The sequence below is a fragment of the Citrobacter sp. RHBSTW-00887 genome (assembly GCF_013728095.1).
Classification (GTDB): domain Bacteria; phylum Pseudomonadota; class Gammaproteobacteria; order Enterobacterales; family Enterobacteriaceae; genus Citrobacter; species Citrobacter braakii.
The window spans coordinates 151,263-174,867 of record NZ_CP056268.1 but is presented as its reverse complement, the minus strand read 5'-3'; the positions used below and the strand labels follow the sequence as shown (position 1 = coordinate 174,867).

Annotated in this window: 25 protein-coding genes and 5 pseudogenes; 15 read left to right on the top strand and 15 right to left on the bottom strand. The window is 53.5% G+C overall.

Annotated elements, in window-relative coordinates; all coding sequences use genetic code 11:
* Positions 1-42 precede the first annotated feature (42 nt).
* A protein-coding gene (locus tag HV314_RS26405) for an IS1 family transposase (protein ID WP_223429336.1) occupies positions 43-740 on the bottom strand; the annotation gives its coding sequence in 2 pieces (ribosomal slippage) (positions 43-491 and positions 491-740; 699 coding nt in all).
* A 56-nt stretch (positions 741-796) separates the two neighbouring features.
* Here HV314_RS26405 and HV314_RS26400 point away from each other — a divergent pair.
* From HV314_RS26400 to HV314_RS26390, 3 pseudogenes are all read left to right on the top strand, one after another.
* Positions 797-1,699, top strand: a pseudogene (locus HV314_RS26400) (L-serine ammonia-lyase, iron-sulfur-dependent, subunit alpha); the annotation flags it as partial.
* An 81-nt stretch (positions 1,700-1,780) separates the two neighbouring features.
* Positions 1,781-2,299, top strand: a pseudogene (locus HV314_RS26395) (PLP-dependent transferase); the annotation flags it as partial.
* Positions 2,300-2,355: 56 nt separating this feature from the next.
* Positions 2,356-2,966: pseudogene (locus tag HV314_RS26390) on the top strand (IS1 family transposase); the annotation flags it as partial.
* A 45-nt stretch (positions 2,967-3,011) separates the two neighbouring features.
* Here the strand turns inward: HV314_RS26390 and HV314_RS26385 are convergent.
* Positions 3,012-3,716 (bottom strand): IS6-like element IS26 family transposase, encoded by a 705-nt coding sequence (locus HV314_RS26385; RefSeq protein WP_001067855.1) that lies wholly within the window; start codon positions 3,714-3,716, stop codon positions 3,012-3,014.
* A 24-nt stretch (positions 3,717-3,740) separates the two neighbouring features.
* Between HV314_RS26385 and HV314_RS26380 the strand changes: the two genes are divergently transcribed.
* The 7 genes from HV314_RS26380 to HV314_RS26350 all read left to right on the top strand — a co-directional run bounded on the left by HV314_RS26380 (position 3,741) and on the right by HV314_RS26350 (position 12,474).
* Entirely contained in the window at positions 3,741-6,719 is a 2,979-nt protein-coding gene (locus tag HV314_RS26380; protein WP_065366010.1) for a Tn3 family transposase, read from the top strand.
* A gap of 184 nt (positions 6,720-6,903) precedes the next feature.
* A complete protein-coding gene (locus HV314_RS26375; protein WP_001572362.1) occupies positions 6,904-7,926 on the top strand; it encodes an IS110 family transposase in 1,023 nt (340 codons plus the stop codon).
* Positions 7,927-8,973: 1,047 nt separating this feature from the next.
* Entirely contained in the window at positions 8,974-9,303 is a 330-nt protein-coding gene (locus tag HV314_RS26370) for a type II toxin-antitoxin system RelE/ParE family toxin (RefSeq protein WP_000493286.1), read from the top strand.
* Positions 9,284-9,565 (top strand): helix-turn-helix domain-containing protein, encoded by a 282-nt coding sequence (locus HV314_RS26365; RefSeq protein WP_000780222.1) that lies wholly within the window; start codon positions 9,284-9,286, stop codon positions 9,563-9,565. The genes HV314_RS26370 and HV314_RS26365 overlap by 20 nt, the downstream gene beginning before the upstream one ends.
* 277 nt (positions 9,566-9,842) lie before the next feature.
* Positions 9,843-10,823 carry an IS5-like element ISKpn26 family transposase gene (locus HV314_RS26360; RefSeq protein ID WP_181548137.1) on the top strand — a complete coding sequence of 327 codons (981 nt, stop codon included), beginning with the start codon at positions 9,843-9,845 and terminating at the stop codon, positions 10,821-10,823.
* A 119-nt stretch (positions 10,824-10,942) separates the two neighbouring features.
* Complete coding sequence (locus HV314_RS26355; RefSeq protein ID WP_004118358.1) at positions 10,943-11,647, top strand: IS6-like element IS26 family transposase; 705 nt, start codon at positions 10,943-10,945, stop codon at positions 11,645-11,647.
* Between the two features lie 326 nt (positions 11,648-11,973).
* Positions 11,974-12,474: a non-heme ferritin-like protein gene (locus HV314_RS26350; RefSeq protein WP_001752509.1), complete on the top strand. Its 501-nt coding sequence runs from the start codon at positions 11,974-11,976 to the stop codon at positions 12,472-12,474.
* A 320-nt stretch (positions 12,475-12,794) separates the two neighbouring features.
* Here the strand turns inward: HV314_RS26350 and HV314_RS26345 are convergent, their stop codons facing one another.
* The 9 genes and pseudogenes from HV314_RS26345 to merT form a co-directional block, all read right to left on the bottom strand.
* Positions 12,795-13,499 carry an IS6-like element IS26 family transposase gene (locus HV314_RS26345; RefSeq protein WP_004118358.1) on the bottom strand — a complete coding sequence of 235 codons (705 nt, stop codon included), beginning with the start codon at positions 13,497-13,499 and terminating at the stop codon, positions 12,795-12,797.
* A gap of 84 nt (positions 13,500-13,583) precedes the next feature.
* Positions 13,584-14,141 carry a recombinase family protein gene (locus tag HV314_RS26340; protein WP_001162010.1) on the bottom strand — a complete coding sequence of 186 codons (558 nt, stop codon included), beginning with the start codon at positions 14,139-14,141 and terminating at the stop codon, positions 13,584-13,586.
* A 129-nt stretch (positions 14,142-14,270) separates the two neighbouring features.
* Positions 14,271-14,498 (bottom strand): annotated as a pseudogene (locus HV314_RS26335) (DUF3330 domain-containing protein); the annotation flags it as partial.
* A 50-nt stretch (positions 14,499-14,548) separates the two neighbouring features.
* Complete coding sequence (gene merE / locus HV314_RS26330; protein ID WP_001087807.1) at positions 14,549-14,785, bottom strand: broad-spectrum mercury transporter MerE; 237 nt, start codon at positions 14,783-14,785, stop codon at positions 14,549-14,551.
* Positions 14,782-15,147, bottom strand: coding sequence for a mercury resistance co-regulator MerD (merD, locus tag HV314_RS26325; RefSeq protein WP_001277466.1), 366 nt, complete (start codon positions 15,145-15,147; stop codon positions 14,782-14,784). The genes merE and merD overlap by 4 nt, the downstream gene beginning before the upstream one ends.
* 17 nt (positions 15,148-15,164) lie before the next feature.
* Positions 15,165-16,850, bottom strand: coding sequence for a mercury(II) reductase (gene merA / locus HV314_RS26320; protein ID WP_181548136.1), 1,686 nt, complete (start codon positions 16,848-16,850; stop codon positions 15,165-15,167).
* Positions 16,851-16,888: 38 nt separating this feature from the next.
* Positions 16,889-17,314 (bottom strand): organomercurial transporter MerC, encoded by a 426-nt coding sequence (merC, locus tag HV314_RS26315; RefSeq protein WP_000522996.1) that lies wholly within the window; start codon positions 17,312-17,314, stop codon positions 16,889-16,891.
* A gap of 27 nt (positions 17,315-17,341) precedes the next feature.
* Positions 17,342-17,617, bottom strand: coding sequence for a mercury resistance system periplasmic binding protein MerP (gene merP, locus HV314_RS26310; RefSeq protein WP_000732275.1), 276 nt, complete (start codon positions 17,615-17,617; stop codon positions 17,342-17,344).
* A gap of 15 nt (positions 17,618-17,632) precedes the next feature.
* Positions 17,633-17,983 (bottom strand): mercuric ion transporter MerT, encoded by a 351-nt coding sequence (gene merT / locus HV314_RS26305; protein ID WP_031623830.1) that lies wholly within the window; start codon positions 17,981-17,983, stop codon positions 17,633-17,635.
* A 71-nt stretch (positions 17,984-18,054) separates the two neighbouring features.
* On the opposite strand from merT, the gene merR reads away from it, so the two are divergent.
* The 5 genes and pseudogenes from merR (at position 18,055) to HV314_RS26280 (ending at position 21,698) form a co-directional block, all read left to right on the top strand.
* Complete coding sequence (merR, locus tag HV314_RS26300) at positions 18,055-18,510, top strand: Hg(II)-responsive transcriptional regulator (protein ID WP_001166628.1); 456 nt, start codon at positions 18,055-18,057, stop codon at positions 18,508-18,510.
* Positions 18,511-18,542: 32 nt separating this feature from the next.
* Positions 18,543-18,968: pseudogene (locus tag HV314_RS26295) on the top strand (TrbG/VirB9 family P-type conjugative transfer protein); the annotation flags it as partial.
* Positions 18,968-20,128: a type IV secretion system protein VirB10 gene (gene virB10 / locus HV314_RS26290; protein WP_012561145.1), complete on the top strand. Its 1,161-nt coding sequence runs from the start codon at positions 18,968-18,970 to the stop codon at positions 20,126-20,128. The pseudogene HV314_RS26295 and the gene virB10, both read left to right, overlap by 1 nt.
* A gap of 41 nt (positions 20,129-20,169) precedes the next feature.
* The gene (locus HV314_RS26285; RefSeq protein WP_012561144.1) at positions 20,170-21,165 is read left to right on the top strand and encodes an ATPase, T2SS/T4P/T4SS family; all 996 of its coding nucleotides are present in this window, start codon (positions 20,170-20,172) and stop codon (positions 21,163-21,165) included.
* The gene (locus tag HV314_RS26280) at positions 21,165-21,698 is read left to right on the top strand and encodes a phospholipase D family nuclease (protein WP_000792636.1); all 534 of its coding nucleotides are present in this window, start codon (positions 21,165-21,167) and stop codon (positions 21,696-21,698) included. The genes HV314_RS26285 and HV314_RS26280 overlap by 1 nt, the downstream gene beginning before the upstream one ends.
* A gap of 172 nt (positions 21,699-21,870) precedes the next feature.
* Here the strand turns inward: HV314_RS26280 and HV314_RS26275 are convergent, their stop codons facing one another.
* From HV314_RS26275 to HV314_RS26260, 4 genes are all read right to left on the bottom strand, one after another.
* Positions 21,871-22,185 (bottom strand): hypothetical protein, encoded by a 315-nt coding sequence (locus tag HV314_RS26275; RefSeq protein ID WP_000091613.1) that lies wholly within the window; start codon positions 22,183-22,185, stop codon positions 21,871-21,873.
* 254 nt (positions 22,186-22,439) lie between these two features.
* On the bottom strand, positions 22,440-22,796 hold the full coding sequence (locus HV314_RS26270) for a cupin domain-containing protein (RefSeq protein WP_000215515.1): 357 nt from the start codon (positions 22,794-22,796) through the stop codon (positions 22,440-22,442).
* Positions 22,786-23,187, bottom strand: coding sequence for a HepT-like ribonuclease domain-containing protein (locus HV314_RS26265; RefSeq protein WP_001293886.1), 402 nt, complete (start codon positions 23,185-23,187; stop codon positions 22,786-22,788). Before HV314_RS26265 ends, HV314_RS26270 begins: the two co-directional genes overlap by 11 nt.
* Positions 23,184-23,474 (bottom strand): nucleotidyltransferase family protein, encoded by a 291-nt coding sequence (locus tag HV314_RS26260; protein ID WP_001247892.1) that lies wholly within the window; start codon positions 23,472-23,474, stop codon positions 23,184-23,186. The genes HV314_RS26265 and HV314_RS26260 overlap by 4 nt, the downstream gene beginning before the upstream one ends.
* Between the last annotated feature and the right edge of the window lie 131 nt (positions 23,475-23,605).

Below are 23,605 nucleotides of genomic sequence, written 5' to 3'. Positions count from 1 at the left end.
CTACGGATTTTATTTTTATCGATATTAGGTAATGACTCCAACTTACTGATAGTGTTTTATGTTCAGATAATGCCCGATGACCTTGTCATGCAGCTCCACCGATTTTGAGAACGACAGTGACTTCCGTCCCAGCCTTGCCAGATGTTGTCTCAGATTCAGGTTATGTCGCTCAATGCGCTGAGTGTAACGCTTGCTGATTACGTGCAGCTTTCCCTTCAGGCGGGATTCATACAGCGGCCAGCCATCCGTCATCCATACCACGACCTCAAAGGCCGACAGCAGGCTCAGAAGACGCTCCAGTGTGGCCAGAGTGCGTTCACCGAAGACGTGCGCCACAACCGTCCTCCGTATCCTGTCATACGCGTAAAACAGCCAGCGCTGACGTGATTTAGCACCGACGTAGCCCCACTGTTCGTCCATTTCCGCGCAGACGATGACGTCACTGCCCGGCTGTATGCGCGAGGTTACCGACTGCGGCCTGAGTTTTTTAAGTGACGTAAAATCGTGTTGAGGCCAACGCCCATAATGCGGGCGGTTGCCCGGCATCCAACGCCATTCATGGCCATATCAATGATTTTCTGGTGCGTACCGGGTTGAGAAGCGGTGTAAGTGAACTGCAGTTGCCATGTTTTACGGCAGTGAGAGCAGAGATAGCGCTGATGTCCGGCAGTGCTTTTGCCGTTACGCACCACCCCGTCAGTAGCTGAACAGGAGGGACAGCTGATAGAAACAGAAGCCACTGGAGCACCTCAAAAACACCATCATACACTAAATCAGTAAGTTGGCAGCATCACCCGATATTACGCTATATAGTCTTAGTGATCAGTGCCGGGTAGTGATTCAAGGTAGCCATACTAATGTCACTGAAGTTTATATTAATAATATAAAGCAAATATTAGTCCGAGACCTAATTGCCGCCAATGATAGTGGGGTACTACCCGAATTTTCCCTTAACGACGCATTTAAATTTGTAACCGATGTCGCCGCTAAAGACATCATGTTTATGCTGAAAAGTGCTGAGATTAATACCGCGCTTTCTGACGAGGGGCAAAGGAAGAACTATGGTTTGAACGTGAGTGGCGCGTTGTCGCAAGCCAGAAAAAATGGCTTTATCAGCACTGACTTACTGAGTCAAATGTTGATCAACACCACTGCGGCATCAGATGCCCGTATGGGCGGCGCACCCTTACCCGCGATGTCAAATTATGGCTCTGGTAATCAGGGGATTACCGTGACAATGCCGGTAGTGACACTTGCCCGACATCTTAATACAGATGATGAAACACTGGCCCGGGCATTAGCGTTGGCCCATCTAGCCGCAATCTCAATTCATATGCGTTATACCCGATTGTCTGCATTGTGTGCGGCGTCAACGGCAGCAATGGGGGCGGCGGCAGGTATGAGTTGGTTATTGACCCAAGATTTTCAAACTATCTCCTACGCGGTCAGTAATATGATCAGTGATATTAGTGGCATTATTTGCGATGGTGCATCAAATAGTTGTGCCATGAAAGTGTCTACCGCTACCGCCTGTGCATTTAAGTCGGTGTTGATGGCGCAACAAAATAGTGTTGCAGGGGAGCGTGATGGCATTGTTTCCTGCGATGTTGAAGGTTCTATCAATAATTTATGTAAATTAGTGTTATCGCCAATGAGGCAAACAGATAAAGAAATTATCAGTATAATGACACGTAAATAAATATTACGGTTTAACCGCGTGGCCTAACGTCATTATTAATAATGATCGGCGGGCTATCGTTAAAATTTAAAGGGACAAATAATGAGCAAATCAAAATCGATCGCGACTCTGGTTATCCATGCCGGAGATCAAGTTGACCGGGGCAATAATGCTATTTTTCCACCGATTACTACCGCCAGTTCCTTCATTCAGCCAAATTTAGGCGAAGAAGGGGAGTTTTGTTATTCCCGTTGCAGTAACCCGACAAGATATGCATATGAAACCGCCTTGGCTGAGTTGGAAGGAGGTATCTATGCTACGGCAACCGCTTCCGGTATGGCAGCAACTGCACTTATATTGGAATTGCTACCTAAGGATTCCCATGTATTAGTAATGAAAGGGGTCTATGGCGGTACTTATCGGTTGTTTGAACGTCTGCGTAAACAAACTTCAGGTACGACATTCAGTTATGTCGATCTTAATGATCTGGCGTCAGTAGAGCGCCATATTCAAGAGAATACAGGTCTAATCTGGATCGAAACGCCCACTAACCCACTGTTGGAATTAGTTGATATTGAAGCAGTATGCCAGGTTGCCAAAAGCAGGGGCATAATGAGCTGCGGGTGATGCTGCCAACTTACTGATTTAGTGTATGATGGTGTTTTTGAGGTGCTCCAGTGGCTTCTGTTTCTATCAGCTGTCCCTCCTGTTCAGCTACTGACGGGGTGGTGCGTAACGGCAAAAGCACCGCCGGACATCAGCGCTATCTCTGCTCTCACTGCCGTAAAACATGGCAACTGCAGTTCACTTACACCGCTTCTCAACCCGGTACGCACCAGAAAATCATTGATATGGCCATGAATGGCGTTGGATGCCGGGCAACCGCCCGCATTATGGGCGTTGGCCTCAACACGATTTTCCGCCATTTAAAAAACTCAGGCCGCAGTCGGTAACCTCGCGCATACAGCCGGGCAGTGACGTCATCGTCTGCGCGGAAATGGACGAACAGTGGGGATACGTCGGGGCTAAATCGCGCCAGCGCTGGCTGTTTTACGCGTATGACAGGCTCCGGAAGACGGTTGTGGCGCACGTATTCGGTGAACGCACTCTGGCCACACTGGAGCGTCTTCTGAGCCTGCTGTCGGCCTTTGAGGTCGTGGTATGGATGACGGATGGCTGGCCGCTGTATGAATCCCGCCTGAAGGGAAAGCTGCACGTTATCAGCAAGCGTTACACTCAGCGCATTGAGCGACATAACCTGAATCTGAGACAACATCTGGCGGCACTGTTGCAAAGTTAGCGATGAGGCAGCCTTTTGTCTTATTCAAAGGCCTTACATTTCAAAAACTCTGCTTACCAGGCGCATTTCGCCCAGGGGATCACCATAATAAAATGCTGAGGCCTGGCCTTTGCGTAGTGCACGCATCACCTCAATACCTTTGATGGTGGCGTAAGCCGTCTTCATGGATTTAAATCCCAGCGTGGCGCCGATTATCCGTTTCAGTTTGCCATGATCGCATTCAATCACGTTGTTCCGGTACTTAATCTGTCGGTGTTCAACGTCAGACGGGCACCGGCCTTCGCGTTTGAGCAGAGCAAGCGCGCGACCATAGGCGGGCGCTTTATCCGTGTTGATGAATCGCGGGATCTGCCACTTCTTCACGTTGTTGAGGATTTTACCCAGAAACCGGTATGCAGCTTTGCTGTTACGACGGGAGGAGAGATAAAAATCGACAGTGCGGCCCCGGCTGTCGACGGCCCGGTACAGATACGCCCAGCGGCCATTGACCTTCACGTAGGTTTCATCCATGTGCCACGGGCAAAGATCGGAAGGGTTACGCCAGTACCAGCGCAGCCGTTTTTCCATTTCAGGCGCATAACGCTGAACCCAGCGGTAAATCGTGGAGTGATCGACATTCACTCCGCGTTCAGCCAGCATCTCCTGCAGCTCACGGTAACTGATGCCGTATTTGCAGTACCAGCGTACGGCCCACAGAATGATGTCACGCTGAAAATGCCGGCCTTTGAATGGGTTCATGTGCAGCTCCATCAGCAAAAGGGGATGATAAGTTTATCACCACCGACTATTTGCAACAGTGCCGTTCAGCTGGCTCGGTATTTTCATCTGGATGAGCGTGACCTTGCTTTTATTAATCAGCGACGGGGAAAACATAACCGGCTGGGGATTGCACTTCAGCTGACTACGGCGCGCTTTCTGGGAACGTTTCTTCCTGATCCCCTTCAAATTCCCTCATTCATCCGTTTTTACATTGCGGCACAGTTGAACATCAGCCGACCAGAGATCCTTTCCCGGTATGCTGAAAGAGAAAATACCCGCTGGGAGCATCAGGGGCTTATCAAGCTCTATTATGATTATCATGATTTTGGTGATTTCCCCTGGACATTCAGACTGAAGCGTTTGCTCTATACTCGCGCCTGGCTCAGCAATGAGCGTCCAGGTCTGCTGTTTGATTTTGCTACCGCATGGTTGCTGCAAAATAAGATCCTGCTACCCGCAGCCTCGACTCTGACAAGGCTGATTGGCGAAGTACGCGAACGGGCAAGTCGACGATTATGGCGAAGGCTGGCTTTGTTGCCTGACAGCTGGCAGAAAACACAACTGGACGGTTTACTTGAAATACCTGAAGGGCAGCGTATATCGGTGCTGGAGGAGATGCGAAAAGGTCCTGTCACTATCAGTGGGCCGTCATTTACAGACGCCCTGGAGCGATATACCCGACTGCGTAGCATGGAGTTTTCCCGGTTGAATTTCTCCGGTCTGCCTGCCATCCAGCTGCGGAATTTGGCCCGTTATGCCGGAATGGCTTCGGTGAAATACATTTCAAGAATGCCTGACGAACGGCGACTGGCCGTGCTTACTGCGTTTGTGAAAGCACAGGAAATTTCGGCGCTTGACGAGGCCGTGGATGTGCTGGATATGCTTATTCTGGATATCACGCGTTCTGCAAAAAATATCGGGCAGAAAAAGCGGCTCAGGACCCTGAAAGATCTTGATCGTGCCCCGCTATTACTGGCACGGGCATGCACGTTATTACTTGATGAGAACACCGATGAAGCAGCTCTGCGGCAGGCTATTTTTCGCCGCATACCAAAGGACAAACTGGCTGAATCCGTCGGCAAGGTAAATGAGCTGGCGCGCCCGCAAGATACTCAGTTTCAGGATGAAATGGTGGAACAATATGGACGGGTGAAGCGTTTCCTGTCCGCGATGTTGCGTGACTTACACTTTCAGGCCGCCCCGGCCGGGGAGCTCACGTTGTCAGCAATCCATTATCTGGCCGAACTGAGTGGCTCAAAAAAGCGAATTCTCGACGATGCACCAGAGCAAATCATTTCCGGCCCATGGAAACGTCTGGTCTACGACAGAGATGGTAGGATTCTACGAGCGGGTTACTCGCTGTGTCTTCTCGAGCGCCTTCAAGATTCTTTGCGCCGTCGTGATCTCTGGCTGGAGAACAGTGATCGGTGGGGGGACCCGCGTCAAAAATTGCTTCAGGGAGCTGAATGGCAGGCACAACGCATCCCGGTATGTCGGGCGCTGGGTCATCCATCAGACGGAACTAAAGCAGCAGAACAACTGGCTACGCGGCTTGATGACACATGGAAATCAGTGGCTTCACGTTTTGCCTGCAACGCAGCGGTCAGCATAAGCAATGAAGGTAAGCATCCCTCACTGACGATTAGCAGTCTGGATAAACTGGATGAGCCACCGGCACTGATACAATTGAATCGTCGGGTAAGAGAATTGATCCCTCCGGTTGATCTGACGGAGCTGTTGCTTGAAATAGATGCCCGAACCGGTTTTACCCGCGAATTCAGCCACGTCAGTGAATCAGGTGCTCGGGCGCAGGATCTCCAGGTCAGTCTGTGCGCAACACTGCTGGCAGAAGCCTGCAATATAGGGCATGAACCCCTGATAAAGCATAATATTCCCGCGCTTACTCGCCATCGTCTGAGCTGGGTTAAACAAAATTATCTCAGGGCAGAAACGCTGGTCACCGCTAATGCACGGCTGGTTGATTTTCAGTCCACGCTGCCGCTCGCGGGGTACTGGGGAGGTGGTGAGGTTGCCTCCGCAGATGGTATGCGTTTTGTCACACCGGTTAAAACGGTTAATTCCGGACCAAATCGTAAATACTTTGGTTCAGGACGCGGTATCACCTGGTACAACTTCGTCTCCGATCAATACTCCGGTTTCCATGGCATTGTAGTTCCCGGGACGCTTCGTGATTCCATCTTTGTACTGGAAGGGCTTCTGGAGCAGCAGACCGGGCTGAATCCGGTAGAAATTATGACGGACACGGCAGGATCCAGCGATATCATTTTTGGCCTGTTCTGGTTACTGGGCTACCAGTTTTCCCCTCGTCTGGCCGATGCAGGCGGGGCGATATTCTGGCGGGCAGATAAAACGGCACATTATGGTGCCCTGAATGAGCTGGCCCGGGGATGTGTTGAACTGTCAAAAATAGAATCCCAATGGGATGAAATGATGCGAATGGCGGGCTCACTGAAGCTTGGGACCATCCATGCATCAGAGCTTATTCGTTCACTGTTGAGAAGTAGCCGACCATCTGGTCTGGCTCAGGCGATTATGGAAGTGGGCCGGGTCAACAAGACGTTGTATCTTCTCAACTATATCGATGATGAGGATTACCGGCGTCGGATCCTCACTCAGCTCAACCGGGGAGAAGGACGCCATGCAGTGGCTCGAGCCATTTGCTACGGACAACGTGGTGAGATTAGAAAACGCTACCGTGAAGGGCAGGAAGATCAACTCGGTGCTCTGGGTCTGGTGACCAATGCGGTTGTGCTGTGGAATACACTTTACATGCAGGAGGCGTTGTCACATCTTCGCAAATCGGGGGAAACACCTGAAGAGGAGCATCTGGCAAGATTATCGCCGCTGATACATGGCCATATAAATATGCTGGGACATTATACGTTTTCGTTACCGGAAGATATTCTGAAGGGCGAGTTAAGACCATTAAATTTGAATACAAACAATGAATTAACCTCTTAGCGTGGTTTTTTACATCATTGGACCTCGAACCCCACTACCGCCTTAGCTGGCGGGGATTCTGCACGTCTGCAATAAACCTCAGTACAAAAAACAGCCTTAACGAATGGAAGGGACTTCCCCTGGATATGCGCCTGATTAACTCTTGTGCAATCATGGGGTAAACATAGCCCCGGAGGGATTCGTTATGACCATCACGACTGTCGGTATCGATCTTGCTAAAAATGTGTTCGCTGTTCACTGCGTTGACCAACACGGTAAAACTGTTCTGGTTAAACCCAAAGTATCGCGTGCTGCCCTTCCTGAGCTGATTGCCAGTTTACCTCCCTGTGTTATCGGGATGGAGGCATGCTCCGGGGCTCACTACTGGGCAAGGTTGTTTCGGCAATATGGTCATGAACCACGGCTGATGGCTGCTAAATTTGTATCTCCTTACCGCATGGCCGGTAAATCAGGCAAAAATGATGCAGCTGATGCTCAGGCTATCTGTGAAGCAGTTCGTCGCCCGCATATGCGGTTTGTACCAGTGAAGGATGAGAGCCAGCAGGCGATGCAATGCCTACACCGTATCAGACAGGGTTTTATCGAAGAGAAAACAGCAACATATAACCGATTGAGAGGTTTGATATCGGAATTCGGTGTCATCGCCCCACAAAGTACAGATGCCCTGCGTCACATGGTTTCTGAGCAGAAGAGTTCTTTGCCACTTCAGGTTCAACAATGTGTTAATGACCTGCTGGAACACATTGATCGTATTGAAGATAATATTACTGAATATGACCGGATTTTGTCCCGCATGGCAAAAACAGATCACCGCAGCCAGCGATTGATGGAACTGAAAGGGATTGGTCCCACAACGGCCTGTGCGCTGGTCGCCAGTATCGGTAATGCACACGATTTTAAAAATGGGCGACAACTGGCAGCCTGGCTGGGACTAACGCCATCGCAGTACAGCAGTGGTGGGAAATCAAAGCTTGGCAGGATAACTAAAGCTGGCGATTCGTATCTGCGAACGCTACTGGTTCAGGGGGCTCGTTCGGTTCTGATTGGTGCCGAGAAAAGGACTGATTTATTCAGTCGTTGGGTCTGTTCACTGGTCGATCGCAGAGGATACTGGCGTGCCGTTGTAGCCATCGCCGCCAAAAACGCAAGGCTGTGCTGGGCATCATTGCATTACGGTGATGATTTCAGGCTGTACTCAGCCAGCTAAAGCACGAAACAAAATAACCATCTGACCTGCAATTCGTTGATGATAAAGGGTTAGACCCCGTGAGGCCTATCTGGCTATTGTACAGGATATACGTATCCGCTTAACGAACAAGAACCTCACGCGCGTCTTTCATCAGGGTCCGAATCGATGACGATTCATCATGGCCGTTTATAGTACCGCAGTCTCTCCCCTTTATTTTTACTGAAGAGCAGACAGAAACCATAAACACCGGCGTTGACACGCCGGGGAAGCCCTTATAGTACAATAATTTTCGAAATCCAACCCATCCCGCCTACAGGAATGACGGATTTTTCGGCGGTTCCGGCGTAGACCCACCACAACTGCTGTATAGCTTGTGGGTAAGTGATAATGAAGTGCAAACGAGATGGCGCAAATACTCTTTTGGTTTATCTTTTAATTACTTACGTATTAAAAGATAAACCAAAAAAAATAAAAGACATTACTGTTATCCCCTTTAAAAAGTGGATAACCGAACAGCATCGGCGCGAGCGCCTCAAAAGTAGCTCCCCACGCTAAAGCGCGGGGCATTCAGAACGGAATCCCTCGATGGCTAACAGCTCGCCTGTTAGCCATCGAGGGATTGGACAAATCCGGCCACGCCGGATACGTCAGCAAATATCGCTGAAGAATTAGCTTACACGCTCGTAAGCGGCTCTTACGACCCGCTAACGAGGAGATACGCCCCAACTGCGGCTTCGCCTTGTTGTGACCACTCCGACCGCGCACAAAAGCCTCTGAGCCGCTTTTAGCGGAATATGGCTTTGCAGGGTGAAGGGATGGATAGGCGATCCCTTTCGATCCCTCACTGGTATCGGCGGCTAACCCTCGGTGCTACCTGTCATTTCATCCTGCCGCCTTACATGCGCTAACGCGCATAAATCCCCGTTCCTCAGTGGAACGAAAACTCACGCTAACAGGGTAGTGACCGGGTAGCCACGATAACTGCCAACAAAATTAGCTTATAGGTTAATTCTACCTTGTCTGAAATTAGCCTATAGGTTAATATTAATAGAAATGGGAGGTCACATGTTTAGCGTTGTTTATCACCCGGAAGCCAGGGAAGAAGCCACAGCATTACCCGTAAAAATCAGGGTGAAGTTTGACCGTCTCATCGGCAAACTGGAGTATGACGCCCGATTACTGCGGGAGCCGGACACGAAGCCCCTGGGCGATGGACTTTTTGAGATCCGCACGATGGGGACGGACATAGCCAGGGGAATCTGGGTATACCACAAAGGCAATACCATCATCATGCTCCGTGTTTTCATCAAGAAGTCACAGAAAACGCCAGCGAAAGAAATCGATCTCGCCAAAAAGCGGTTAGCGGAGGTACTTAATGAAACTGGTAAGCCATAAAGAACTGCATAACGAGTGGATGCAGGACGATGAATATCGCGCTGCATGGCAGGAAGAAGAACGTAAGGAAAAGCTCAGGGAGCTGCTTGCTGAATGGCGCAAGCATGACAACCTGACAAAAGCGCAGGTTGCTGAACGCATGGGGGTTACACCTCCGGTTATTTCTCGCCTGGAAAACAACATCACCAAAGCCAGCATCGACACACTGACCCGCTACGCTCACGCCTGCGGCATCAAGAAACCTGTCATTGCCCTGTACTGAATAGCCAGCCCTCCGGGGCTGGCCTTTTTGTTTCGGTCAGTCCCAAAATTTTGTTAAAGCAAGTTTAAAATGTCACCTGTTTCTCCAAAGTTGAAATGTCACTTCTAAGCCAATCTATTTATACATAATCTTTACATCTTTCCCCGGTGACAAAGTGCTAATTGGTCTGTAATGTTCAATGTGTGGCAGGCAAGCCGCCGGTGACTTAGGGAAGGTGCGAACAAGTTCCTGATATGAGATCATCATATTCATCCGGAGCGCATCCCAGAGGGACATCATGAGCCATCAACTCACCTTCGCCGATAGTGAATTCAGCACTAAGCGCCGTCAGACCCGAAAAGAGATTTTCCTCTCCCGCATGGAGCAGATTCTGCCATGGCAGAATATGACCGCTGTCATCGAGCCGTTTTATCCCAAGGCGGGCAATGGCCGACGGCCCTATCCGCTGGAGACCATGCTGCGTATTCACTGCATGCAGCATTGGTACAACCTGAGCGACGGTGCCATGGAAGATGCCCTGTACGAAATCGCCTCCATGCGCCTGTTTGCCCGATTATCCCTGGATAGCGCCCTGCCGGATCGCACCACCATCATGAATTTCCGCCACCTGCTCGAGCAGCATCAACTGGCCCGTCAATTGTTCAAGACCATCAATCGCTGGCTGGCCGAAGCAGGCGTCATGATGACCCAAGGCACTTTGGTGGATGCCACCATCATTGAGGCACCCAGCTCGACCAAGAACAATGAGCAGCAACGCGATCCGGAGATGCATCAGACCAAGAAAGGCAATCAGTGGCACTTTGGCATGAAGGCCCACATTGGTGTCGATGCCAAGAGTGGCCTGACCCACAGCCTGGTCACCACCGCGGCCAACGAGCATGACCTCAATCAGCGGGGTAATCTGCTTCATGGAGAGGAGCAATTTGTCTCAGCCGATGCCGGCTACCAAGGAGCGCCACAGCGCGAGGAGCTGGCCGAGGTGGATGTGGACTGGCTGATCGCCGAGCGTCCCGGCAGGGTAAAAACCTTGAAGCAGCATCCGCGCAAGAACAAAACGGCCATCAACATCGAATACATGAAAGCCAGCATCCGTGCCAGGGTGGAGCACCCGTTTCGCATCATCAAGCGGCAGTTCGGCTTCGTGAAAGCCAGATACAAGGGGCTGCTGAAAAACGATAACCAACTGGCGATGTTATTCACCCTGGCCAACCTGTTTCGGGTGGACCAAATGATACGTCAGTGGGAGAGATCTCAGTAAAAACCGGAAATAACGCCAGAAATGGTGGAAAAAATAGCCTAAATAGGCTGATTCGAGGCACTGTTGCAAATAGTCGGTGGTGATAAACTTATCATCCCCTTTTGCTGATGGAGCTGCACATGAACCCATTCAAAGGCCGGCATTTTCAGCGTGACATCATTCTGTGGGCCGTACGCTGGTACTGCAAATACGGCATCAGTTACCGTGAGCTGCAGGAGATGCTGGCTGAACGCGGAGTGAATGTCGATCACTCCACGATTTACCGCTGGGTTCAGCGTTATGCGCCTGAAATGGAAAAACGGCTGCGCTGGTACTGGCGTAACCCTTCCGATCTTTGCCCGTGGCACATGGATGAAACCTACGTGAAGGTCAATGGCCGCTGGGCGTATCTGTACCGGGCCGTCGACAGCCGGGGCCGCACTGTCGATTTTTATCTCTCCTCCCGTCGTAACAGCAAAGCTGCATACCGGTTTCTGGGTAAAATCCTCAACAACGTGAAGAAGTGGCAGATCCCGCGATTCATCAACACGGATAAAGCGCCCGCCTATGGTCGCGCGCTTGCTCTGCTCAAACGCGAAGGCCGGTGCCTGTCTGACGTTGAACACCGACAGATTAAGTACCGGAACAACGTGATTGAATGCGATCATGGCAAACTGAAACGGATAATCGGCGCCACGCTGGGATTTAAATCCATGAAGACGGCTTACGCCACCATCAAAGGTATTGAGGTGATGCGTGCACTACGCAAAGGCCAGGCCTCAGCATTTTATTATGGTGATCCCCTGGGCGAAATGCGCCTGGTAAGCAGAGTTTTTGAAATGTAAGGCCTTTGAATAAGACAAAAGGCTGCCTCATCGCTAACTTTGCAACAGTGCCCCTAATCGTGTTCAGCAGAATAGCCGGAGGAAGTTTCCTACTGTCGATAAGAAAGGATTGGCACAGGGAGTGTGAATATCGAAACACCATCACAGAATAATGCCAGATAGAAATGCGATAGTAGGGTTGGATATTTAAATAAGGAGCATCCCGACTTAAAATGAATATGACTGCGTAACCAGGCGCAATAAAAAAAGCGAAAGAATCGCTTTTATTCTGGTTGTTTTTTCGAAGAGTGACCGTTTTCTGAGATGACAAGAAATAAGGAAGTCCTATGATCGCTAGCGGAATAGTTCAAAAACTGAATGCGCAAATGAATCAGGAGTTTTATACCTCAAATTTGTATCTTCAGCTCAGCCAGAGGTGCAGCGAGAATAGCCTTAATGGCACCGCACTATTTTTGCGTCATCAGGCGCAAAATACGGTGACGCAAATGATGCGCATGTACGAATACATCAAACAGAGCGGCGCCACGCCGGTGTTACAGGAGCAACACGCCCGGTGCGGTGAATTTTCCACGCTGGAAGATCTGTTTGAGCAGACGGTAAGCGATTACCAGAAGCGCATTAATGCGCTGACCTCTTTGACGGAAGACGCCCAGGCAGCAAACGATAAGTCAGCGATTAACTTCCTGAAGCGATACAGAAAAGAGGAAATCGTGGACGGGACGCTGTTGCAAATCATTCTGGATGAAGTCCGCAGCGCTAAAAAAGCGGGCATCAACATGCAGCAAACCGACCACTATCTGGTTGGCGTGATCGATCGCTATCACTAAATCAATTTCGCAGTACGAGGAGGTTTTACGCCTCCTCAGAAAATCTGTTTTACATCAGAAACAGAGGTTTATGCCAGTGAACATTTGATACCCAACACGTCATAGTGATTTTTTAACTTAGCGTTTTTATATCGTGCCAAAAATGTCTCTGCTTGTGTCTTTATATTAAGGAAGGTGCGAATAAGCAGGTCATTTCTTCCCAAGCTGACTCGCTGATTAAAATTTCGCGGATCTGGGCCGATTTTTTTCCCGCAAACACATCGAATCAGGCACTGTTGCAAAGTTAGCGATGAGGCAGCCTTTTGTCTTATTCAAAGGCCTTACATTTCAAAAACTCTGCTTACCAGGCGCATTTCGCCCAGGGGATCACCATAATAAAATGCTGAGGCCTGGCCTTTGCGTAGTGCACGCATCACCTCAATACCTTTGATGGTGGCGTAAGCCGTCTTCATGGATTTAAATCCCAGCGTGGCGCCGATTATCCGTTTCAGTTTGCCATGATCGCATTCAATCACGTTGTTCCGGTACTTAATCTGTCGGTGTTCAACGTCAGACAGGCACCGGCCTTCGCGTTTGAGCAGAGCAAGCGCGCGACCATAGGCGGGCGCTTTATCCGTGTTGATGAATCGCGGGATCTGCCACTTCTTCACGTTGTTGAGGATTTTACCCAGAAACCGGTATGCAGCTTTGCTGTTACGACGGGAGGAGAGATAAAAATCGACAGTGCGGCCCCGGCTGTCGACGGCCCGGTACAGATACGCCCAGCGGCCATTGACCTTCACGTAGGTTTCATCCATGTGCCACGGGCAAAGATCGGAAGGGTTACGCCAGTACCAGCGCAGCCGTTTTTCCATTTCAGGCGCATAACGCTGAACCCAGCGGTAAATCGTGGAGTGATCGACATTCACTCCGCGTTCAGCCAGCATCTCCTGCAGCTCACGGTAACTGATGCCGTATTTGCAGTACCAGCGTACGGCCCACAGAATGATGTCACGCTGAAAATGCCGGCCTTTGAATGGGTTCATGTGCAGCTCCATCAGCAAAAGGGGATGATAAGTTTATCACCACCGACTATTTGCAACAGTGCCGGATTGAGCGGCGTGGCATGGTCAGTCTTCCCGCAGGTACTGGTACAAGGTTTCGCGGCTGATGCCGAAGTCACGGGCCACCAAGGTTTTCTGGTCGCCTGCCGCAACTCGCCGTTTCAACTCGGCAATTTGTTCGCTGTTCAGCGATTTCTTTCGTCCCCGGTAGGCCCCGCGCTGCTTAGCCAGCACGATTCCCTCGCGCTGACGTTCGCGGATCAGAGCGCGCTCGAACTCAGCAAAGGCTCCCATGACCGACAGCATCAGATTGGCCATCGGTGAGTCCTCGCCGGTGAACGTTAGCCCTTCTTTGACGAACTCCATGCGCACGCCCCGTTGTGTCAGCCCTTGGACGATGCGGCGCAGGTCATCAAGGTTGCGTGCCAACCTGTCCATGCTATGCACCACCACGGTGTCGCCCTCGCGGACGAAGGCCAGCAGCCTTTCAAGTTCGGGACGTTGTGTGTCCTTGCCTGAAGCCTTATCGGTGAATACCTTGCCGACTTCTATTTGTTCCAGTTGTCGATCAGGATTCTGGTCGAAGCTGCTGACGCGAACGTAGCCGATACGTTGACCTTGCAAGATGCCTCCAAAGGTAAAAATGTCAGGATGAAATCTATTACCCTTGGCTGAATGTATCAATAAATATAAATTAATACCCTACTCTGACGTTGTTTGTGCTCAACATCTGACATCAGGTTAGGGTATGCCTCAATCTGACGGCTGCGAACCGCCAGGGACAGGCGCAATGTCAGATTCTGTCGCGGCCTTGGCGCGTGCCTGGAAGCGTTCATAGCAATCCAGCCCGCAGAAATGTTCGACGTATTCCGCGCCTTCCGGGGTGAAGGCGGCATCGAGCGGAATTTCTTTGCAGCATTCGCAGCAGGTGGTGCAACTGGCAGTGTTCGGGGCGTTTGCGTTCATGGTGGTACTCCTCCAGATTGGTAGCGAAGCTCAAAGCTGCCCACTCTCGGCTGGCTGGGAAGCGGTCATGATCTTCCCTTGAAGGCCCGCAGCAGCCGCGTCACAGACAGGACAAACAAGCCGGTCAGCGTGAGGGCTGCAATACCCCAGTGCTCCCCGATGAACGCGCCGGCCGTCGTGCCGGCTAGCACAATGGCGAGAATCGGCAAATGGCAGGGACAGGTGAGCACGGCCAGCGCGCCCCACAAGTAGCCGGTGATCGGTTTGTGCGTCTCAGACGGCAAGTGCTCTGGGCTGTTCATGGCAGACTCTCCGCGTGCTGTGCCGGTTCGGTTGGCATGGCGGCCAGTTGCATTTCGAGGCTGGCCAGGGCCTCGCGCCGACGCTCGACGAGTTGCCGCAACACGGCAAGCTGCGCAGACGCACCGTCACCGTCCGCAGCATCCAGCGCCCGGCACAGCCGCGCCAGTGCGTCCAGGCCGATACCCGCTTCGAAGGCAGCCCGTACAAAGCGCAGCCGTTGCAACGCGGTGTCATCGAACAAGCCGTAGCCGCCCGTGGTGTACGCGACCGGCCGTAGCAATCCGCGCAGCAGGTAGTCGCGCACGATATGCACGCTCACCCCGGCATCAAGGGCCAGCCGGGACACTGTGTAGGCGCTCATTGAACACCTCCTTTTCCTCATCCGGCGCAGCACGAAAGCTGCTTCACGTCCTTGCTGAAGGTCTGCGCCGCGAGCTTCAGCCCTTCGACCATGGTCAGGTAGGGGAACAATTGGTCGGCCAGTTCCTGCACGGTCATACGGTTGCGAATGGCGAGCACCGCCGTCTGGATCAGTTCACCCGCTTCCGGGGCCACCGCTTGCACGCCGATGAGCCGTCCGCTACCTTCCTCGATGACCAGCTTGATGAAGCCGCTTGTGTCGAAGTTGGCAAGCGCACGCGGCACGTTATCCAGTGTTAGCAGGCGACTGTCGGTCTCGATCCCGTCGTGATGTGCTTCCGCCTCGCTGTAGCCCACGGTGGCGACCTGCGGGTCGGTGAACACCACGGCCGGCATTGCGGTCAGGTCCAGGGCCGCATCGCCGCCAGTCATGTTGATCGCCGCACGAGTGCCGGCCGCTGCCGCCACATAGACGAACTGCGGCTGGTCGGTGCAGTCGCCGGCCGCGTAGATGTTCGGGCTACTGGTGCGCATGCCCTTGTCGATGACGATGGCCCCCTGCGCATTGACGGCTACCCCCGCCGCTTCCAATGCCAGGCTGCGCGTGTTCGGTGTCCGGCCGGTGGCGACCAGCAGCTTGTCGGCGCGCAATTCACCGTGCGTGGTGGTCAGCACGAATTCACCGTCCATATGGGCGACCTGGCTGGCTTGCGTGTGCTCCAGCACCTCGATGCCCTCGGCACGGAAAGCGGCTGTCACCGCCTCGCCGATGGCCGGGTCTTCACGGAAGAACAAGGTATTGCGCGCCAGGGCCGTGACCTTGCTGCCCAGCCGGGCAAAGGCTTGCGCCAGCTCCAGCGCCACCACCGACGAGCCGATTACGGCAAGGCGTTCGGGAATGGTGTCGCTCGCCAGGGCCTCGGTGGAAGTCCAGTAGGGTGACTCTTTCAAGCCCGGAATCGGCGGGACCGCCGGGCTGGCACCCGTGGCGACCAGGCAGCGGTCGAACATCACGACGCGCTCGCCACCCTCGTTCAAACTAACGATAAGGCTCTGGTCGTCCTTGAAACGCGCTTCACCGTGCAGAACGGTGATGGCTGAATTGCCGTCCAGGATGCCTTCGTACTTGGCATGACGGAGTTCTTCGACACGGGCCTGCTGCTGGGCCAGCAGCCGCTCGCGCAAGATCGTCGGCGGTGTGGGTGGCATGCCGCCGTCGAATGGGCTTTCCCGGCGCAGATGGGCGATGTGGGCGGCGCGGATCATGATCTTGGACGGCACACAACCGACGTTGACGCAGGTGCCGCCGATGGTGCCGCGCTCAATCAGCGTGACCTGCGCGCCTTGCTCGACGGCCTTCAGTGCTGCCGCCATCGCGGCTCCACCGCTACCAATGACGACGACCTGCAACGGGCGTTCGTTGCCACTGGGCTTATCAGCGGCCCCTATCCAGCCGCGCATCTTGTCGAGCAGGCCGGCGCGGTTGTCCGTCGGTGGCGCATCGGCAAGCGTTGCCTCGTAGCCCAGTCCGGCCACGGCGGTAGTCAGCGCATCCGATGACGTGCCCGCCTCAATGGCGAGTTGCGCTGTGCCCTTCGGATAGGACACCAGCGCCGATTGCACGCCGGGCACTTTCTCCAAGGCTTCCTTGACGTGAGCCGCGCACGAGTCGCAGGTCATCCCGGTGATTTTCAGGGTGGTCATGTATTTTTCCTTTTCTGTGGTGGCTACGGCTGTTGCCGTCAGCCACGTTGTTCTGGCAATTCACAGCTGTCCGGCCCGCAGCGGCGATGTGCTGGCGAGATGAAATCCCAGACCGACACCCCAACCATCAAGGCCAGGCCGACATAGAGCAGTCCACCGCTCTGCCAGCCGTAAGCCCGCATTAAAAACACCGCTGCCAGCACCAAGATCGGGCCTATCGTGCCGAGCGCCGTGCGTCGCCACTGTCGATGATTGAGCCAAGCGATAGCATTGGCGAGTAACGCGATGCCGGCGAACATCGGCAGCAGGATGCCAATGAATAGCCCCTCGTACTGGCTCAAGAAGCCCAGTCCGATGGCCGCGCCAAAGCTGGCGATGGCAGGAAAACAGGCGGCGCAGCCCATCGCGGAAACGACGCTGCCGAGCGCGCCGGTTTTGCCAGCGATGCGCGTGATGAGTCCCATGTGTCGCTCCCGAGTTCGGTTAACGGATCAGCGTTTGAGGCTGGACGGATAGCCCGCGTCCTCGGTCGCCTTGGTCAACTTCTGGACGTTGGTCTTGGCATCGTCGAAGGTGACGACGGCCTGGCGCTTGTCGAAACTTACGTCGGTCTTGCTCACGCCCTCAACCTTGGAAAGCGCGTGCTTGACAGTGATCGGGCAAGAGGCGCAGGTCATGCCAGGCACGGACAGCGTGACGGTCTGGGTGGCGGCCCACACGGGGGCAACAACGGCAGCGAGGGCGAGGGCGGCAAACAGTTTTTTCATGATGAACTCCTGTGATTAATAGAAAAATGGCATGACGTAGGGAAATCCGAGCGAGACCAGGACCAGCGCGGCCACGATCCAGAAAATGAGCTTGTAAGTAGCTCGCACTTGGGGAATCGCGCAGACCTCACCCGGTTTGCAGGCTTGCGCCGGGCGGTAGATGCGCCGCCAGGCGAAAAACAGCGCGACCAGCGCTGCGCCGATGAAGATCGGGCGATAGGGTTCCAGCACCGTCAGGTTGCCGATCCATGCCCCGCTGAACCCCAAGGCGATCAAAACCAGCGGCCCCAGGCAGCAGGCCGACGCAAGAATGGCGGCCAGCCCACCGGCGAAGAGCGCGCCGCGCCCGTTTTGTGGTTCAGACATACGCTTGTCCTTTCAAATTTGGTTTGGATAGCTTAAGCTTACTTCCGTAGTTATGTACGGAGTCAAGCGATATGCAAATTAATTTTGAGAATCTGACCATTGGCGTTTTTGCCAAGGCGGCCGGGGTCAATGTGGAGACCATCCGGTTCTACCAGCGCAAGGGCCTGCTGCCGGAGCCAGACAAGCCCTATGGCAGCATTCGCCGCTATGGCGAGGCGGATGTAACACGAGTGCGGTTCGTGAAATCGGCCCAGCGGCTGGGCTTTAGCCTGGACGAAATCGCCGAGCTACTGCGGCTGGAGGATGGCACCCATTGCGAGGAAGCCAGCGGCCTGGCCGAGCACAAGCTCAAGGATGTGCGCGAGAAGATGGCCGACTTGGCACGCATGGAGGCCGTGCTGTCTGAACTGGTGTGCGCCTGCCATGCGCGGAAAGGGAACGTTTCCTGCCCGCTGATTGCGTCACTGCAAGACGGAACGAAGCTCGCTGCATCGGCGCGGGGGAGTCACGGGGTGACTACGCCTTAGCGTGCTTTATTTTCCGAATTCTGAGACGACCCCAGCAGGAAAAAGCCAAAAGCGCGGCTGATAAAAAACGCATTACGCAGAAGCTGAAGCAGACGGCTTTTGCGGGGGCGAAGAACTATCAGTACGTAATGAGCGAACAGCCTGAAATGCGCAGCATCCAGCCGGTTCACGTCTGGGATAACTACCGCTTTACCCGGTTTGAGTTTCCGGCCAATGCGGAGTTACCGCAGGTCTACATGATCTCGGCCAGTGGCAAAGAAACGCTGCCTAACTCTCATGTTGTGGGTGAGAACCGCAACATCATCGAGGTGGAAACCGTCGCTAAAGAGTGGCGTATTCGTCTGGGCGATAAAGTCGTTGGCGTTCGTAATAATAATTTCGCGCCGGGCGCCGGTGCGGTAGCAACCGGTACGGCTTCCCCGGATGTGCGCAGGGTTCAAATTGGGGAGGATAACTGATGGCCCGTAAAAGTGTCGATGTAGATCAGGAACTCGATGAAAACACCGGAGACGGTGAATTTGAAAGCGAGCGTGGCGGATTTAATGGCAGTAACCGCCGTTCGGCTCCTGGTATGAAAGCCTTTGTCATACTGATGGCGCTGCTTGCTTTGGTATTCATCGGGATTACGGTCATGGGTAAAATTCGCGCCCCGGCTAAAGCTGAAGCTGATAAAGACGGTGGTAAAGCGCAACAGGCCAATACACTGCCAAACTACAGCTTTAACAGCGATCCTGATGTTAATAAACCTGCAACTGCGCAGAATAGCGCCACTGATGCCCGTGCTGTGCAGGCTGCCGCACAGGCAGATGCAGATGCGGGCAGCAGCAATACCGGCGCGCGTACCTCTAATAAGCGTAAAGAACCTTCGCCTGAAGAACTGGCTATGCAGCGTCGTCTGGGCGGCGAGCTGGCCCAGACTAATCAGGCGGCTACAAGCAATAGTCCCGGAGTGCAGCCCCAGGACAACGAAACAAGCGAAGGTAGTTCAGCACTCGCTAAAAACCTGACTCCTGCAAGGCTGAAGGCTAGCCGCGCTGGAGTCATGGCTAATCCCAGCCTGACTGTTCCGAAAGGCAAAATGATCCCCTGTGGTACCGGCACCGAGCTGGATACCACTGTTCCGGGTCAGGTTTCCTGCCGGGTTTCACAGGACGTTTACTCAGCTGATGGACTCGTTAGGCTGATTGATAAAGGCTCATGGGTTGACGGGCAGATTACCGGTGGTATCAAAGACGGCCAGGCGCGCGTGTTTGTTCTCTGGGAGCGTATCCGCAATGACCAGGACGGAACAATCGTTAATATTGACAGTGCCGGAACGAACTCACTCGGCAGCGCGGGGATTCCGGGCCAGGTGGATACCCATATGTGGGAGCGTCTGCGTGGTGCGATCATGATTTCGTTGTTCTCTGACACCTTAACGGCGCTGGTTAACCAGACGCAGAGTAATAACATTCAGTACAACAGTACAGAAAACAGCGGTGAGCAGCTGGCGTCTGAAGCACTCCGCTCTTACATGTCTATCCCCCCTACCCTCTACGATCAGCAGGGTGATGCGGTGAGCATTTTTGTTGCCCGCGACCTCGATTTCAGCGGCGTTTATACGCTCGCAGACAACTAAAAAAGTGGGCGCTTAGCGCCCGCTTTTCTTCAGGAGTAATCATGACTGATGCAGCTTTCTATCAACTTGGCCCACTGCGCGAGTATTTAGAAGATCCTACTGTTTTTGAAATTCGCATTAACTGCTTTCAGGAAGTTATCTGTGATACGTTCAGCGGCCGCAGGGTTGTGCAGAACGCGGCAATTACGGCAGATTTTATTAGGAACCTTGCTAAATCGTTGGTGAGCAGCAACAAGCTGACCATGCAGGCCATTAATGACGTGATCCTGCCTGGCGGGATCAGGGGCGTTATCTGTCTGCCCCCTGCGGTGATTGACGGTACAACGGCCGTAGCGTTTCGTAAGGATTTGGCGGCCGATAAAAATCTGGAGCAGCTGACCCGCGAGGGGATTTTCAGTGACTGCCGGAAGATTACCGGCAGCAAGCAAAGCCTAACGGATGATGATTTTTTCCTTAAAGAGCTGCACAGCAGCGAAAAATGGCCCGCATTCCTGCAAACCGCCGTTGAGAAGAAACGCACTATCGTGATCTGCGGTGAAACCGGGTCGGGGAAAACGGTACTCACGCGCGCGCTGTTAAAATCGCTACATAAAGACGAGCGTGTAATTATTTTAGAGGACGTTCACGAAGTCACGGTCGATCACGTTGTAGAAGCCGTTTATATGATGTACGGCGATGCAGGAAAGATCGGCCGCGTCAGCGCCACTGATGCCCTGCGAGCCTGTATGCGTCTGACACCGGGCCGTATCATCATGACTGAGCTTAGGGATGATGCTGCGTGGGATTATCTTAAAGCACTTAATACCGGCCATCCAGGCGGTGTTATGTCAACGCACGCTAACTCTGCGCGCGATGCCTTTAACCGTATTGGGCTGCTTATCAAGGCGACCCCTATCGGCCGTATGCTCGATATGAGCGATATTATGCGAATGCTCTACTCCACCATTGACGTTGTGGTGCATATGGAAAAGCGGAAAATCAAAGAAATTTATTTTGACCCTGAATATAAAATGCAGTGTGTGAACGGGAGCCTGTAATGAAAAACTTAGCAACCTGGCTTCTGGCCGCAGCATTTACGACAGCCGCCCTGCCCGCCTTTGCGGTGGAACCATCCGTTCAGGTTGGCTACTCGCCTGAAGGAAGCGCCCGCGTTCTCGTCCTGAGCGCCATTGACTCCGCAAAAACCTCGATACGGATGATGGCTTATTCTTTTACCGCCCCGGATATTATGAAAGCACTGGTAGCAGCCAAAAAACGGGGAGTTGATGTGAAAATCGTAATTGATGAAAGGGGCAATACGGGGCGCGCCAGCATTGCGGCCATGAACTACATAGCGAACAGCGGCATCCCTTTGCGTACTGACAGTGATTTCCCTATCCAGCATGACAAGGTGATCATCGTGGATAATGTGACCGTTGAAACTGGCAGCTTTAATTTCACCAAAGCGGCCGAAACGAAAAACTCGGAGAATGCGGTGGTGATCTGGAACATGCCTAAGCTCGCTGAATCATTCCTCGAACACTGGCAAGACCGCTGGAATCGGGGGAGAGACTACCGTTCCAGCTACTGAATACTGACCGCCAAAAGGCGGTTTTTTTGTTCAAAGAAACTGATCTCAGTATCGCGCCCGGGGCAGCTGGCCAACGTCGCCGGCATCGCGCCGGCAAAAATCGAAAAACAGAAATATCAGCAAGATAGCTTAAACAGGTGTCGGGAAATTTCGTTGAGATATTTTGAAGGAATCACAGTGTAAGCAGGCGCTTTTTCAGGGAGGCGCGTTCTTGCGGGTTGCGTCCCTTGTGATTGGCGATGCGATCCGCCGTGGCGGCCTGGCGCTTGACGGGCCAGTAGGAGCGGCCATCCTTGCCCATCGACCAGACGCTGCTGGCCTGGTTTTCCAGCAGGGGCAGATGGGCGCTCAGGGCTTCGGGCGACGCGCTGGTCAGCGCCGTGCGCTCACGGGTGCGCCAGCGCTGATGCCAGAGCTTCTTGTCCTCGCGCTCGCTGCCGCAGGTCGTGTGCCCGACGATGGGTGTTTTGCGGCGGCTGCGGCTCATAACGTAGTGGTCTCCAAGAACATTCAGGACTGATCCCAGGCGTCGATGGTCAAGACCTGATCGGCAGGACAGGCGGCTACGCGGTCGGGAACTGGATGGTGTTCAGTCTCATGCCGACCCCATTCGATTGATCGCGTCGCTTGCGGCACGCTGCGACGCAAGGAGGTTTGCGACCTGGTTTAGCAGCCGTGTCCGCTGCATGTCTGTTACCTATCTCCCCGACCGCTCATTGGACCAACTCCAGAGATTGGGCTCTATCGCTCAGCCAATACGAAACCGGCATTGGCTGATGCCACAACCGAGACTAACACAAATGGCTCGGTACCTGTATTTCGCGCCCCGTGCACTTGGCCCGGTCTTGCCACGGCTATCTCACCTTCCCTGAGGGCACGAACAATCCCATTGCCCTGAAAGTAATCAGCCATTCCCGACAAAACAGTCCACGTGTCTTGGCCGTGAGGATGAATGTGAGCCGCAATTTCCTGCCCGGGATGGACATGCCAAACCACGATAATTGAGTCTCGGGTTTCAAGCACAACGGAACGAATAGGCTCGCCTTCGGACGGCTGAACATACTCGGCTACAGAAAATATTCTCGATTCAACAGTCATCGGAGATCCCTCTTTCACAGTTGTCGTTACGGTCTTCATCGTCGGCATCCTGACGCACGGCGGGCAATTGCTGGAGCAACGCCGGCAGCCATTCCTGTACCGTCTCCCACACCACATCGAGGTTGATGTCGAAATAGCCGTGAGCCATGCGATTACGCATATTGCGCATGCTGCGCCACGGCACGTCGGCATGCGCCTGGGTGAACTCGACGTAGCCATCCATCACCTTTGTGGCCGCCTCGCCGATGACGATCAGGCTCATGATGACGGCCTGCTGGGTGCGCTTGTCGGCCAAGAAGTCGTCCTTGGCCATCCCTTCCACGAAGCTGCGCGCATCGGTTGCGGCCTGCTGAATGTGGTCGAGGTAATCGGGCAGGCGGTTCTCGCTCATATCGGTTGCGCCTCCGCGAGCACCTTGGCCCGGAACTTCGGCGGCAGGTCGCCGGGAGTCAGCAGATCGACGTCAACGCCGAGCAGCGATTTCAGTTCTTCTTCCAAATCGCCCAAGTCCAACAACGTGGCACCGGGCAGCGCATCGACCAACAGGTCGAGGTCGCTGCCATCCCGGTCGGTGCCATGCAGCACCGAGCCGAAGACGCGCGGGTTCGCGGCGCGAAAGCGGCCTACCGCTTCACGCACTGCGCTTCGCTTCATGTCAAGCACAACAGACGGTCGCATGCGCATCCTTTCTTATCGAAACTCGTTGAGATGATATGCAATCAAGAATAGAATTTCAAGAACTATTTTCGAGAATCGCAATGCCTTGATTCCCGTGCCGCGCCGGTTGCCTTGGCGGGCTTGTCACAAAC